Raw genomic sequence first — 13,124 nt, 5'->3', positions numbered from 1 at the left:
TGACCACGCAGTGTCAAGCGTTGCGGATTCGCCACAGTCGGAAATCTTGGCTGGACATCGTCGCCCTCGGGCTACCACCATTGTGCGCTGGCGCCGTGCCCGTTCAGAGACACCTGGGGGATCGCACGGCCCGCTGACACTCGGGGGAGGCAACACGTGCACACCGCGCAACTCACGCAGCACACCTGCGGGGGCGGACCCGTGATTCCCCAAGGCAGTCCGAACTGTTCCGTCCCCATTCTCCCGCTCGGAGGCATCTGCTCGTGAGCTACCCACCCCCGCCGCAAGGCCAGGACCCGAAAAACCCGTACGGCCAGCAGCCGCAGCAGCCGGGCTACGGCTACCAGGCCCCGCAGGGTGTGCCGCCGCAGGGCCAGCCGGGCTACGGCTACCCGCAGCAGGGCGGCTATCCCCAGCAGGGGGGCTATCCCCAGCAGGGCGGTTACCCCCAGCAGGGCTACCCGCAGCAGCCGGGCTACGGCTACAACCCGGTCGGCGCACCGCGCGACTACGCGAGCTGGGGCGCGCGCGTCGGCGGCAGCATCGTCGACGGGCTCATCGCCGCTGCCGCCGGCGGTGTCCTGATGATCATCGGCGCGATCATCGGTGGCGGTGCGGGCACCATGTTGATCGTCCTCGGTGTGCTCGCGTACATCGGCGTGCTGGTGTGGCAGGTGTACCAGGAGGGCACGACCGGCCAGACCCAGGGCAAGAAGATGGTCAACATCCGCCTGGTGAAGGAGTCGACGGGACAGCCGATCGGCTTCGGCATGGCCTTCGTGCGGAAGCTGGCGCACTTCCTGGACGGATTCTGCTACATAGGCTACCTGTGGCCGCTGTGGGACGCCAAGAGCCAGACGTTCGCGGACAAGGTCTGCGGCACCGTGGTCGTCACCGCCAACTGACCGCACGCTACGCTGAGTTCACGCTGACATACCGGGCCGGGTGCGGTGATCCGCTCCCGGCCCCGGTGCGTATACGGCCCAGAGGCCGGCCCGATGCCCCCGGAGGGATGCCGCGATGAGCTTTCCGCCCGATCCGCACAACCCGTACCAGCAGCCGACCCAGGCCCAGCCGCAGGTGCAGCCCCAGCAGGCTCAGCCGCCGCAGCCGTACGCGCAGCAGCCGCAGACCCAGCCCTTCCAGCCGTACCCGCAGCAGTACCAGCAGCCGCCGCCCTACGGGTACCCGCCGCAGGCGGGCTACGGCATGCAGCCCTGCCCGGGCGGGATGCCGTACGCGCCGCCGCGCATGCCGGGCCAACTGGCCACCGCGCGCGTACTGCTGTTCATCGCGGGCACCCTGTGGGCCCTGCTGTCCGTGGTCATGCTGCTGTCCGGGATATCCGCCGAGAAGGACAGCGACGGCCTGATGTTCGCCGAGGACTCCGGGGACGCCGCGGCGCTCTTCGGCTTCGTCTTCTTCGTGCTCGGCGGCGGGCTGGCCGCGCTGCACATCACCGCCGCCTCGCTGTTCGGCCGGGGCGGGCCGGGCACCCGTGCGATGGCGCTCGTCGCCAGCGCGCTCAACGGCGTGGTCGCGGGCCTGGTGCTGATGCAGTACGGCAACGGCGAGACCACGCTGGACAGCCCGGCCGTCCCGATGGTGTGGCTCGGCACGGCGGTGCTCACCCTGATCTTCTGCTCGGTGACCGAGGCGAACACCTGGTTCCGCAGGCCGCGCTACCAGTGAACCGGGCCGGCACGCGCGCCTGTTCGCGCCCGCCGGCCCGGTTCCCGGGGTGCCCGCTCAGTGGAAGAAGTGCCGCGTCCCGGTGAAGTACATGGTGACCCCGGCCGCCCGGGCCGCCTCGACCACGGCCTCGTCGCGCACCGAACCGCCCGGCTGCACCACGGCCTTGACGCCCGCCGCGGTGAGCACCTCCAGGCCGTCGGGGAACGGGAAGAACGCGTCGGAGGCCGCGTACGCCCCGGCCGCCCGCTCCTCGCCCGCCCGCTGGACGGCGAGCTTGGCGGAGTCCACGCGGTTGACCTGGCCCATGCCCACGCCGACCGTCGCGCCGCCCCTGGCCAGCAGGATGGCGTTCGACTTCACCGCACGGCAGGACCGCCAGGCGAACGCCAGCTCGGCCAGCTCGGCGGGCTCCAGCGGACTGCCGCTGGCCAGCTGCCAGTTGGCCGGGTCGTCGCCCTCCCCCTGGAGCCGGTCGGTGGCCTGGAGCAGCGCGCCGCCGTCGATGGGCTTGATCTCGACGGGGTCGGAGGGTGCCTCCGCACAGCGCAGCACCCGCAGGTTCTTCTTGCGGGCGAGCGCCTCCAGGGCGCCCTCCTCGTAGGACGGGGCGACGATGACCTCGGTGAAGATCTCGGCGACCTGCTCGGCCATCGCCAGGGTGACCGGCGCGTTGACGGCGATCACGCCGCCGTAGGCGGAGAGCGGGTCGCACTCGTGCGCCTTGCGGTGCGCCTCGGCGACGTCCGAACCGACCGCGATGCCGCAGGGGTTGGCGTGCTTGATGATCGCCACGCACGGCTCGGCGTGGTCGTACGCCGCGCGCCGCGCCGCCTCGGTGTCGGTGTAGTTGTTGAACGACATGGCCTTGCCGTGCAGTTGCTCGGCCTCGGCCAGACCGCCGTTGCCGGTCGCGTACAAGGCGGCGGGCTGGTGCGGGTTCTCGCCGTAGCGCAGGACCTCGGTGCGCTGGTAGGCGGCGCCCAGGAAGTCCGGGAAGGCGGAGTCGTCGACGGCCGCGTAGTCGAGCGCGAACCAGGTGGCCACCGTCAGGTCGTACGCCGCCGTGTGCTGGAACGCCTCCGCCGCCAGCCGCTTGCGGGCGGCCAGCGTGAAGCCGCCGCCCTCCGCCGCCGCGAGCACCTCGGGGTAGTGCCCGGGGTTGACGACCACGGCGACCGAGGGGTGGTTCTTGGCCGCCGCGCGCACCATCGACGGGCCGCCGATGTCGATCTGCTCCACGCACTCGTCGGGGGACGCGCCGGAGGCGACCGTCTCCCGGAAGGGGTAGAGGTTCACCACGACCAGCTCGAAGGGCGACACGCCCAGCTCGCTCAGCTGCCGCCGGTGGCTCTCCAGCCGCTGGTCGGCCAGGATGCCCGCGTGCACGCGGGGGTGCAGGGTCTTGACCCGGCCGTCCAGGCACTCGGGGAAGCCGGTCAGCTCCTCGACCGGGACGACGGGCACCCCGGCCGCCGCGATCCGCGCGGCCGTGGAGCCGGTCGAGACCAGCTCCACCCCGGCCGCGTGCAGGCCGCGGGCCAGCTCCTCCAGGCCCGTCTTGTCGTAGACGCTGATCAGCGCACGGCGGACGGGCCGCCGCTGTTCAGGGGTCACACCTTCGGTGGCACCTTCGGAGGTCACGGAATCCTTACCTTTCGTCCCTCAATGCGGTAGCCGTCGCGCGCCAGGCGCCCGACGACGTCGACGAGCAGACGTCGCTCGACTTCCTTGATCCGCTCGTGCAGAGCGGATTCGTCGTCCTCGTCCCGCACCTCGACCACGCCCTGGGCGATGATCGGGCCGGTGTCGACGCCGTCGTCGACGAAGTGGACGGTGCACCCGGTCACCTTCACGCCGTACGCGAGCGCGTCGCGCGCGCCGTGGGCGCCGGGAAAACTGGGCAGCAGCGCGGGGTGCGTGTTCACGAAGCGCCCCCCGAAGCGGGCGAGGAACGCCTCCCCCACGATCTTCATGAAGCCCGCGGAGACCACCAGGTCCGGCTCGTGCGCGGCCGTCGCCCGCGCCAGCGCGGCGTCCCAGGCGGCCCGGTCGGCGTGGTCCCGCACCCGGCACACGTACGTGGGAATCCCGGCGCGCTCGGCACGCGCGAGGCCCTCGACCCCGCCGCGGTCGGCGCCGACGGCCACGACGCGGGCGCCGTACTCCGCGGCGCCCTGCGCGGCGATGGCGTCCAGCAGGGCCTGGAGGTTCGTACCGGAGCCCGATACGAGCACCACGACGCGGAGGGGACGGGACTCGGGCACGGCCACGATGGGGCACTTTCTGGCGAGACGGTGCGGAGGGCGGCCGTGGCAGCGCGGGGAATCAGGGATTCCGGGGAACTCCGCGAGGCGGCCGACCGTCGGCAACGATACCGGCACTCCGAGCCGACCCCCACGGGACGGGGGCCGGTGCGCGCGGTAGCGTCAGCCGTACCTATGCGTGCCCACGCGTACGTGCCTGTGCGTACCGGAGCGCTGCGTGCCCGACGCGGGAAGAGCAAGGGGAAGACACACACCACATGACCGACCGACGCCGCCGCGCGGCCCACGCCGAGCCTTCGCACGACGACAACCCCTTCGCCGCGCCGCCGGAGGGCAGCCCGGACAAGCCCTGGGAGCCGCGCCGACCGGCGGGCTCCGAGGGCGGAGACGGCAGCAGCGGAGGCAGCGGGAGGGGCGGCCAGAGCGGGGGGAACGGGAACGGCGGCGACGGCGGGAACGGCGACGGCTCGTCCCGCTGGGGCGGCAAGTGGAGCCGCCACCAGCCCGGCCGCCAGGGCGGCGGCTTCGGCGGACCGGGCCAGCCGGGCCAGGGGAACGGCAACGGCGGGAACGGCGGGAACGGGAACGGTGGCAACGGCCGCAAGGGCGGCCGCGGCCAGGGCGGCCTGCGCTGGGACCCGAGCGACCCGCACCAGCGGCACGCCCGCTACGCGCTGCACGCCGGAATCTGGGGGCTCTTCTTCGCCCTCTTCAGCCTCGTGGAGATCGCCCTGCTGCTGGGCGCGCTCTCGGTCTACTGGGGCGTCAGCGGCCTGCGCGCCAAGCCGCGCCGAGGCGAGGCGGGCGCGGCCGGCCGCCGGTCGGACGGGACGGCCACCGCGCAGGACGTCTCGGGCAGCGACCGCACGGCCTCGCCCGCGGCCCCCGCGCGCACCACGACCTCGCCCATCCCGGTCACCGCCACCCCGGCCCAGGCCAGGAAGGCCCGCACGACCGCGGCGATCAGCGGTCTGGTCACCGGCGGCCTGACGCTGGCGATCGTGCTGGGCACCTTCAGCCTGGAACTGATCTACAGCGACTACTTCTCCTGCGAGAGCGACGCCCTCACCCAGTCCTCCCGCGAACAGTGCGAGGACCTCGTCCCGGACACCATCCTCCCCCTCCTGGAAAGCCAGCGCTGAGCACTTACGCAAGGGGAGGACAAGAGTGGAAGCGATAACCCACGAACGCCTCGTAGAGGTGTTCGGAGAAGACGTGGTGCTCCTTCCCCCCGAAGCCGTACCGGAAGAACTCCGAGGGCAGCCCGCCGGGCACTCGCTGACGCGTACCGGGCTGCCCACGAACCTGCTGGACGCGCTCTCCTACGCCTCCGACCTGGAGGAAGGCGTCAAGACCTACGGTGCGCACTGCGAAGAGGCCGGCATCGGCATCGAATCCGCCGAGCCCGTTCACGCGATGTACCGGATCGGCTATGCGGGGGGCAGCATTCTCCTCGAACCGGGCACCGGCGACATCCACTACGCGTCCCCGGAAACGGGCGCGACTCTCCGGATCAACACGTCACTCGACAGGCATATCGAGGCGCTCTGCCTCCTGGAGCAGGAACGCGAGCGCTTCGATTTTCTCGGCGAGGAGGACGTCGCGGTTCAGCGTGCCGAACTGGCCGGGCTGCTGCGGGCAGCCGACCAGGATGCCTGGGGCACCGCGTCCTTGTTCTGGCACTGGATCATCGGGCAGATCAGCGCGGACGACTGTCGCGTGTGCTGACGCTTCGGCTCAGCCGCGGCCCGGGGCGGAGCCGGCGGGGGCCGAGTCGGCGGGGGCGGGATCGGGAGCGGGGGCCGAAGCGGGGCCCGCCGCCTGGCGGGCGTAGCCGCGTACGTCGGCGTCCCGGTCCGCCAGCGCCGTCGCGAGCACCTCCCGCACCTCCGGGTCCGCCGCGTGCGGGAGCAGGGCCAGGACGACCGCCTTCCGCACGTCCGGGTGCCGGTCGCCCAGCGCGGTGCGCAGCGCGGCCAGCACCTCCGGCCGGTCCGCCAGCGGGGACAGTCCCGCGGCGGCGCCCTTGCGCACCTGCCACGCGGGGTCGGCGAGCCCGGCGAGCGCCGCCTCGTCCAGCGGGGCGGGGCAGCCGGTCGCGCCCGCGGACTCCAGCGCGGCAGCCCGTACGAGGAGGTCGCGGTCGTCCGCGAGGGCGCGCAGCGGGGCGAGCGTGGCGGCGGCCGGGGCGCCGACGCGGCCGAGGCCGCGGGCGAGGGCCACCCGTACCTCGCGGGCCGGGTCGTGCACCGCTTCGGCCAGCGGCGCGGTCGCGTCGACGGAGACCAGGGCCCGTACGGTCTGGATGCGCACCTCCGGGTCCGGGTCGGTGAGGGTACGGCGGTAGAGCGCGGCGTCGCCGAGCCGCAGCGAGCGCAGCACGTCCAGGGCGGCGGCCCGTACCACCGGGTCGGGGGTGCCGCCCTCGTCCGGGGCCGCTAGGGGCCGGGCCAGCAGTGTCCGCAGCGCCGGATCGCCCGGCAGCACCTCGCTCAGTTCGCGCAGTGCGGCGGCGGCGGTGCCGCGTACGCCCGGGTCCGGGTCGGTGAGCGCGGCGGCGAGCGCCGGGCCGGTGCCGGGCGGGGCGGACTCGCCGAGCGCGGCGAGCGCGGTGCGGCGTACGGCGGGGTCGTGGTCGTGCAGGTAGGGGCCGAGGGCGGCGAGGTCGGGCTGCTCCTCAGCGGGCCGGTGCTCGGCGGACTGGAGCAGCCGGATCAGTTCGGGCAGGCGCGGGGAGCCGGGCGGCACGGCCGGGGTGGCCGCCGTACGGGCGCCCCCGCTGGGGGCGGGAGCGGCGGAGGCGGGCGGCCCGCTCCCGGCCGCCCCGGCGGTGGCGACCGGCTCGGGGTGCACCTCCCCCAACTCCCGTACGCCTTCGCCCCCGGCGCCGGGCGTGAAGCCCTCCACCGGGACGACGTACGGGGCGACGGGCCGGGTGAGGAACTCCATCGCGCCGCTCACGCCCTTGCGCAGGTTGAGGTGGCGCAGCCAGTTGCCGTCGTCGCGGCCCGGGTGGTCGGTGCGCTCGTGGTAGAGGCCCCAGCGGCTCTCGGTGCGGGCGAGGGAGGAGCGGGCGGCCATCTCGGCGCAGTCGCGGATGAAGGAGACCTCGGCGCAGCGCATCAGCTCGTGCGGGGTGCGGGCGCCCATCGCGGCGATGTCCTCGGCCATCCGCTCGAAGGCGTGCACGGCCAGCGACAGCCGGGCGCCGCTCTTGGGCGGGGCCACGTAGTCGTTCACGAAGCGGCGCAGCTTGTACTCGACCTGCGGCTGCGGCGGGCCGTCCGGGTGGCGCAGCGGGCGGTAGACCAGTTCGTGGGCGGCGCGCAGCTGCGCGGCGGGGAGCGGGCCGTCCCCGGCGGGTTCGCGGCGTACCAGCTCGGCGGCATCGGCTCCGGCGAGGTCGCCGAAGACGAAGGCGCCGATCATGTAGTTGTGCGGCACGCAGGCCATGTCCCCGGCCGCGTACAGGCCGGGCACTGTGGTGCGGGCGTGCTCGTCGACCCACACGCCGGACGCCGAGTGGCCGCTGCACAGGCCGATCTCGGAGATGTGCATCTCGACGTCGTGGGTGCGGTAGTCGTGTCCGCGGGTGGCGTGGAAGGTGCCGCGGGTGGGGCGTTCGGTGGTGTGCAGGATGTTCTCCAGCGCGGCGACGGACTCCTCGGGCAGGTGGCTGAGCTTGAGGTAGACCGGCCCGCGCGCGGAGGCGACCTCGGCGGCGAACTCGGTCATCATCTGGCCGGACCAGTAGTCGGAGTCGACGAACCGCTCGCCGTGCCGGTTGACCTGGTAGCCGCCGAAGGCGTTGGCGACGTACGCGCAGGCCGGACCGTTGTAGTCCTTGATCAGCGGGTTGATCTGGAAGCACTCGATGCCGCTCAGCTCGGCGCCCGCGTGGTAGGCCATGGCGTAGCCGTCGCCCGCGTTCGTCGGGTTCTCGTAGGTGCCGTAGAGGTAGCCGCTGGCGGGCAGGCCCAGCCGTCCGCACGCCCCGGCCGCCAGGATCACCGCACCGGCCCGTACGGTCACGAAGTGGCCGTCGCGGGTGTGGAATCCGGCCGCGCCGACGGCCCGGCCGCTCTCGTCGGTGAGCACGCGCACCGGCATCACGCGGTTCTCGATGCGGATGCGCTCCCGCATCTCGCGGCGGCGCAGCACCCGGTAGAGGACCTTCTTGACGTCCTTGCCCTCCGGCATGGGCAGCACGTACTCGCCGGAGCGGTGCACCTGGCGCAGCGCGTACTCGCCGTGCTCGTCCTTCTCGAACTTCACGCCGTACCGCTCCAGCCGCTGGACCATGGCGAAGCCGAGGGTCGCGGTCTGCCGGATCGTGCGCTGGTCGACGATGCCGTCGTTGGCGCGGGTGATCTCGGCGACGTAGTCCTCCGGGGTCGAACGGCCGGGCACGACGGCGTTGTTGACCCCGTCCATGCCCATGGCGAGCGCGCCGGAGTGGCGTACGTGCGCCTTCTCCAGGAGCAGTACGGAGGCGCCCTTCTCGGCGGCGGTCAGGGCGGCCATGGTGCCGGCCGTGCCGCCGCCGATGACCAGGACGTCGCAGGTCAGCTCTTCGGCGTCGGCGAGCGAGGGCGTCTCCATCAGGGACCTTTCGAGGGGGAGGGGCACGGGTGCGGCGGGGCGGTCAGCCGCCGAGGGACTCCAGTACGCGGCGGCGGAGCGCGGCGGTGCGCGGTTCGCCGCGCGCGCCGCGGTCGCGGGGGCGCGGCACGTCCAGCAGCCGTACGGGGTGAGCCCGTTCGGTGCCCAGCAGGGCGATCCGGTCGCCGAGGAAGAGCGCCTCGTCCACGTCGTGCGTGACGAAGACGACGGTGGCGCGGGTGTCGCCGAGCACCTCGACCAGGAGCTGCTGCATGCCCGCCCGGGTCTGCGCGTCGAGCGCGCCGAACGGCTCGTCCATCAGCACGGCGCGCGGCTGCCCGGCCAGCGCGCGGGCCAGCTGGACGCGCTGGCGCTGGCCGCCGGAGATCCGGTGCGGGAAGTGCGCCTCCCGTCCGGCCAGGCCCACCCGGGCGAGCCAGCGGTCCGCCTGTGCGCGGCGCTCGGCGCGCGGTGTCCGGCGGATGGCGAGCGGGAGTTCGACGTTGCCGCGCAGCGAGCGCCACGGCAGCAGGCCGTCCTCCTGGAAGATCAGCGCCCGGTCGGCGTGCGGGGTGGTGACCGGGCGGCCGTCCGCGCTGACCTCGCCGCCGAGGGCGGGCAGGAGCCCGGCGAACGTGCGCAGCAGGGTGGACTTGCCGCAGCCGGACGGGCCGACCACGGCGAGCAGTTCGCCGGGGGCGACGTCGAGGCGGACGCCGCGCAGGACGGGGGCGCCGGGGCGGCCGAGGATGGCGTCGGCCAGGCGCAGCCGCAGGCCGGGTGGGGCGGGTTCGGCTGGTGCGGCTGAGGTGTCGGCCTGGGCTGGTGCGGCGGGTGCGGTCGGCTCGGCGGGCTCGGCCGGGGCCGCCGCGGCGGGGCGTGCGGTCATCGGGCGGCGCTCCGTTCGGTGCGGGGAAGCCAGCGGGTCAGGCGGCGTCCGGCCAGTTCGATGGCGGCGGAGGTGAGCCAGCCGAGCAGGCCGATGGTGGCCATGCCGACCAGGACGCCGGGGTAGTCGACGATCGTGTAGTCGAACCAGGTGCGGTAGCCGACCCCGTACGCGCCGGAGATCATCTCGGCGGAGATGACGCAGATCCACGACACCCCCATCCCCACCGAGAGCCCGCCCAGGATGCCGGGCAGCGCGCCCGGCAGGACGACCGAGCGCAGCACGTGCCGCCGCCCGCCGCCCATCGTGAGGACGGCCTCCTCCCACACCGGCGGCAGCGCCCGTACGGCGTGCCGGGTGCTGACCAGGATCGGGAAGAAGGCGGCGGCGAAGGTGATGAAGACGATGCCCTGCTCGTTGCTCGGGAAGAGCAGGATCGCCACCGGCACCAGCGCGATGGCCGGGATCGGCCGCAGCACCTCCAGCACCGGCCCGAGCAGGTCCTCGGCCAGCGGGGAGCGGGCCAGCGCGATGCCGGTGCCGACGCCGAGCAGCGCCGCGAGGGCGAAGCCGGTCAGGATGCGCCGGAGGCTGTCGGTGAGGTCCTGCCAGTACGTGCCGCCGCCGGCGCGGTCGGCGAACTCGGCGCCGACCTCGGTGGCGGTGGGCAGCTGCTGGAAGTTGAGCCACACCCGCGCTTCGAGGACGGTGAGCAGCTGCCACAGGCCGAGGGCGGCGGCCAGCGAGAGCGCGCGCAGCGCGTAGCGGCGCCAGGAGCGGCGCGCACGGCGCGGGGCTCCGGCCGCGTGCGCCGCCTCGGCGGCGGGGTCCCCGGCTTCCTTCGCCGCGGGCTCGCGGTCGGCCGCGGCGGCGGCCCGGGGCCGGTGCGGTGCGGTGGTCATCGGCCCGCCGTCCGTACGGCGTCCCGGTAGGAGACCAGGCGCGCCCCGGGGTGCTCCGCGATCCAGTCGCGGGCGTTCTCCGCCGTACTGAAGGGCTGGAAGCGGGCGTCGCGCGCGGCCTTCGGGTCCTCCGCCCAGACCGAGGAGTCGGCGAACCACCGGGTGCCGGTGAGCGCGTCGGGGACGAACGCGGCGCGCGGCGCGCCGTCGCGCGCGGCGAGGTGGCGCAGCAGCGTGGTGGGGGTGGCGTGCGCGCGGGTGCGCTTCTCGCCCTTCCACCAACTCTCGCTCGCCGTCGCCGGGTCCCGTACGGGGCGCTCGGTGACCGGGTCCTCGCCCGTCACGGGGGCGAGGTTCTCCTTGACGTCCCGCGCGGCGGCGTACTTCTTGCCGTACACGTCCCTCACGTAGCTGTCGTCGACGAACGCGTCCAGGTCGACGGGCCCGATCAGCTTCGCCTCCTGGAGCAGCGGCGCGTCCTTCTTCAGCGCCTCGGTCAGCTCCGGTTTCAGGGTGCCGTCGAAGCTGGACTGGCCGCCCGCGCCGTTGTAGAGGTAGACGACCTCGGGCGGCATGCCGGTGGCCTCGGCGACCTTCCGGGAGGCGTCGAGCGGGTGCTCGTGCAGATAGCCGTCCGCCCGCTGCTGCGCGCGCAGGAACGCCCGTACGACCTCGGGGCGTTCCTCGCCGAAGGACTGGCGGACGGTCACCCCGTGGAAGGTGGGCAGGTTCAGCCGGGCGCCGTCGTAGAGGGGCCGTGCCTTGTCCTGGAAGACGAGCAGGCCGGGCCAGGCGACGAACTGGGAAAGACCGTCGACGCTGCCGCCCTCCAGCGCGGAGGCGCCCACGGCGGGCTGCTGGTTGAGCTTCTCGACGTCCTCGGCCGGGTCCAGGCCCTGCCGCTTCAGGGCCCGGATCAGGGTGCCGTCGGCGGCCGAGCCGACGCTCGTGGACACCTTCCGCCCCTTGAGCTGCTTGAGCGAGCGCAGCTTCGAACCGGGCTGGGCGACCACCATGTTGAGCGCACCGCGCAGGTTGTAGCCGGTGACGGACACCAGGCTGGTGGGCGCCTTCAGCTGCTGGCCGCGGGCGGCGTTGATGAGCAGCGGGAAGTCGCCCATGGACCCGATGTCCACCTTTCCGGCGGTCATCTGGGCGGTGATGGGGGCGCCGGTGGCGTAGTCCTGCCAGTCCACCTTGTAGGTGACCCCGTCCCGGCGGCCCAGGGCCTTCAGCTCCTCCTCCAGGTAGCCGAGCGAGCGCAGCAGGGTTCCGGCGGTGACGGTGTTGATCGTCTTGGACTGGTAGCCGACCGACACGGTGACTGTGCCGTCGTCCGACCCGCTGCCGGAACCGCAGCCCGCCAGCGGCACCAGCAGTGCGGTGGCCAGCGCGGCGGCCGGGGCGGCGGTGCGGACAGGGCGCATCGTCGTACGTCTCCTCTTGGGCTGGGGCCGGTTCATCGCAGCAGGTAGGGCATGTTGATCGTGACGGCGTCGGTGGGACAGCGGGCGGCGCACGGGCCGCAGTACCAGCACTCGTCGACGTGCATGTACGCCTTGCCGGAGTCCGGGTTGATGGCGAGCGAGTCGAGCGGGCACATGTCGACGCACAGCGTGCAGCCGTCCAGGCACTTGGACTCGTCGATGGTGACCGGCACGTCGGCGCGCTGGGGTACCAGAGGCATGACTGTCTCCCGGGACGGGGTGGAGGGGCGAAGGGGCGAAGCGGGGACGGCGCGGAACGGTGGTCCGGTGGTCCGGTGGTCCGGCGCGGAGGGGTCAGCGGCAGGACGGACAGGCGGTGCGGTGCAGCGCGCCGCGCATCGTGATGCGGTCGCCGCGGAACCGTACGAACTCCAGGTCGACGGGACGGCCGTCGGCGAGGCGGGTGAGCCGCTCCAGCATCAGCACGGCCGAGCCGCGCGGCGCCTCCAGCACGGCGGCGGAGTGCGCGTCGGCGTTGACGGCCTCCAGGGTGATGTCCGCCGTGCCCAGCGACTGCCCGGTGATCTTCTCCAGCAGCCGGAAGACGTCGGTGTTCTCCAGGTCGGCGCCCAGCAGGTCGGCGCCCAGGTCCAGCGGGAGGTAGGTCAGGTCGAGGGAGAGCGGCAGCCCGTCCATCCGGCGCAGCCGCTCGATGTAGAGCACCTCGGCACCGGCGGCCACCCGCAGCCGCTCGGCGACGGGGCCGGGCGCGGCGACCGGGCCGACCGTACGGACCTCGTTGGTGACCCGGCCGTGCGCGTGCAGCGTCTCGGCGAGACCCTGCAGGCGGTCGAGCCGGTGCGGGTACTTCTCCCCCACCACCACGGTGCCCACCCCGGGCACCCGCTCCACCAGGCGCTCCGCGCTCAGCAGACCGAGCGCCTGGCGCACGGTGTTGCGCGAGACGCGGTAGTCGCGGGCGAGGGACTCCTCGTGCGGCAGGGCGCCGTCTGCGAAGCCGCCGCCCAGGATCTGCTGCCGCAGCAGATCCGCGAGCTGCCGCGCCCGGTCCGCCCGCCTGCGCCGCCGCACGGCCGCCTCCGCCACCGGCGCGGCGGCTCGGCGCGGCGCGGCGGTGCGCGGGCGGGCGCGTTCGGCGGACATCGGGGCTCCTGCTGCACGTCGGTACGGGGCTTGCTCGGACGGATACGGGCCCGTCGCCGGGGCCGTACTCGGACCATACCCACGGCTGCCCGCCGGTGGTGTTGCCGCAGTATTACGCCACCACCCCGCCCCACCCCCAAGCCCCTGACCAGCTATTCCCCCACCACCCCCGGCACATCCG

General features: G+C 73.9%; 12 protein-coding genes. 4 read left to right on the top strand and 8 right to left on the bottom strand.

The features are described 5' to 3' along the window. Positions 1-263 precede the first annotated feature (263 nt). Together H299_RS0116960 and H299_RS0116955 are read left to right on the top strand one after the other, a co-directional pair. Positions 264-905: an RDD family protein gene (locus H299_RS0116960; protein WP_027749370.1), complete on the top strand. Its 642-nt coding sequence runs from the start codon at positions 264-266 to the stop codon at positions 903-905. A 115-nt stretch (positions 906-1,020) separates the two neighbouring features. Continuing rightward, positions 1,021-1,692: a hypothetical protein gene (locus H299_RS0116955; protein ID WP_027749369.1), complete on the top strand. Its 672-nt coding sequence runs from the start codon at positions 1,021-1,023 to the stop codon at positions 1,690-1,692. A 57-nt stretch (positions 1,693-1,749) separates the two neighbouring features. Here H299_RS0116955 and purH read toward each other — a convergent pair whose 3' ends face one another. After that, positions 1,750-3,309, bottom strand: a complete 1,560-nt coding sequence (gene purH / locus H299_RS0116950) for a bifunctional phosphoribosylaminoimidazolecarboxamide formyltransferase/IMP cyclohydrolase (protein ID WP_027749368.1) — start codon at positions 3,307-3,309, stop codon at positions 1,750-1,752. A gap of 23 nt (positions 3,310-3,332) precedes the next feature. Beyond that, positions 3,333-3,932: a phosphoribosylglycinamide formyltransferase gene (gene purN / locus H299_RS0116945; protein WP_486587305.1), complete on the bottom strand. Its 600-nt coding sequence runs from the start codon at positions 3,930-3,932 to the stop codon at positions 3,333-3,335. Positions 3,933-4,216: 284 nt separating this feature from the next. Here purN and H299_RS0116940 point away from each other — a divergent pair, with 284 nt between their 5' ends. Next, the gene (locus tag H299_RS0116940; protein WP_027749366.1) at positions 4,217-5,101 is read left to right on the top strand and encodes a hypothetical protein; all 885 of its coding nucleotides are present in this window, start codon (positions 4,217-4,219) and stop codon (positions 5,099-5,101) included. Between the two features lie 25 nt (positions 5,102-5,126). Beyond that, positions 5,127-5,687: an SUKH-4 family immunity protein gene (locus tag H299_RS0116935; protein WP_027749365.1), complete on the top strand. Its 561-nt coding sequence runs from the start codon at positions 5,127-5,129 to the stop codon at positions 5,685-5,687. Between the two features lie 9 nt (positions 5,688-5,696). Here H299_RS0116935 and H299_RS34630 read toward each other — a convergent pair whose 3' ends face one another. The 6 genes from H299_RS34630 to H299_RS0116905 all read right to left on the bottom strand — a co-directional run bounded on the left by H299_RS34630 (position 5,697) and on the right by H299_RS0116905 (position 12,943). After that, positions 5,697-8,561, bottom strand: coding sequence for a fumarate reductase/succinate dehydrogenase flavoprotein subunit (locus tag H299_RS34630; RefSeq protein WP_078512809.1), 2,865 nt, complete (start codon positions 8,559-8,561; stop codon positions 5,697-5,699). A 43-nt stretch (positions 8,562-8,604) separates the two neighbouring features. Continuing rightward, entirely contained in the window at positions 8,605-9,450 is an 846-nt protein-coding gene (locus tag H299_RS0116925; RefSeq protein WP_078512808.1) for an ABC transporter ATP-binding protein, read from the bottom strand. Then, positions 9,447-10,352, bottom strand: a complete 906-nt coding sequence (locus tag H299_RS34625) for an ABC transporter permease (protein ID WP_078512807.1) — start codon at positions 10,350-10,352, stop codon at positions 9,447-9,449. The genes H299_RS0116925 and H299_RS34625 overlap by 4 nt, the downstream gene beginning before the upstream one ends. Then, positions 10,349-11,779: an ABC transporter substrate-binding protein gene (locus H299_RS0116915; RefSeq protein WP_037759331.1), complete on the bottom strand. Its 1,431-nt coding sequence runs from the start codon at positions 11,777-11,779 to the stop codon at positions 10,349-10,351. The genes H299_RS34625 and H299_RS0116915 overlap by 4 nt, the downstream gene beginning before the upstream one ends. A 32-nt stretch (positions 11,780-11,811) precedes the next feature. Continuing rightward, positions 11,812-12,039: a 4Fe-4S dicluster domain-containing protein gene (locus H299_RS0116910; RefSeq protein ID WP_027749362.1), complete on the bottom strand. Its 228-nt coding sequence runs from the start codon at positions 12,037-12,039 to the stop codon at positions 11,812-11,814. Positions 12,040-12,133: 94 nt separating this feature from the next. Continuing rightward, the gene (locus tag H299_RS0116905) at positions 12,134-12,943 is read right to left on the bottom strand and encodes a GntR family transcriptional regulator (RefSeq protein ID WP_027749361.1); all 810 of its coding nucleotides are present in this window, start codon (positions 12,941-12,943) and stop codon (positions 12,134-12,136) included. Positions 12,944-13,124 lie beyond the last annotated feature (181 nt).

The organism is Streptomyces sp. CNH287 (genome assembly GCF_000424825.1).
This window is presented reverse-complemented; position numbering and strand designations above follow the sequence as displayed.

Bases quoted from the DNA above. Each gene is read 5' to 3' on its own strand.
- H299_RS0116955 (WP_027749369.1), top strand. From the start codon at position 1,021: ATGAGCTTTCCGCCCGATCCGCACAACCCGTACCAGCAGCCGACCCAG.
- H299_RS0116940 (WP_027749366.1), top strand. From the start codon at position 4,217: ATGACCGACCGACGCCGCCGCGCGGCCCACGCCGAGCCTTCGCACGAC.
- H299_RS34630 (WP_078512809.1), bottom strand. From the start codon at position 8,561: ATGGAGACGCCCTCGCTCGCCGACGCCGAAGAGCTGACCTGCGACGTC.
- H299_RS0116925 (WP_078512808.1), bottom strand. From the start codon at position 9,450: ATGACCGCACGCCCCGCCGCGGCGGCCCCGGCCGAGCCCGCCGAGCCG.
- H299_RS34625 (WP_078512807.1), bottom strand. From the start codon at position 10,352: ATGACCACCGCACCGCACCGGCCCCGGGCCGCCGCCGCGGCCGACCGC.
- H299_RS0116915 (WP_037759331.1), bottom strand. From the start codon at position 11,779: ATGCGCCCTGTCCGCACCGCCGCCCCGGCCGCCGCGCTGGCCACCGCA.
- H299_RS0116910 (WP_027749362.1), bottom strand. From the start codon at position 12,039: ATGCCTCTGGTACCCCAGCGCGCCGACGTGCCGGTCACCATCGACGAG.
- H299_RS0116905 (WP_027749361.1), bottom strand. From the start codon at position 12,943: ATGTCCGCCGAACGCGCCCGCCCGCGCACCGCCGCGCCGCGCCGAGCC.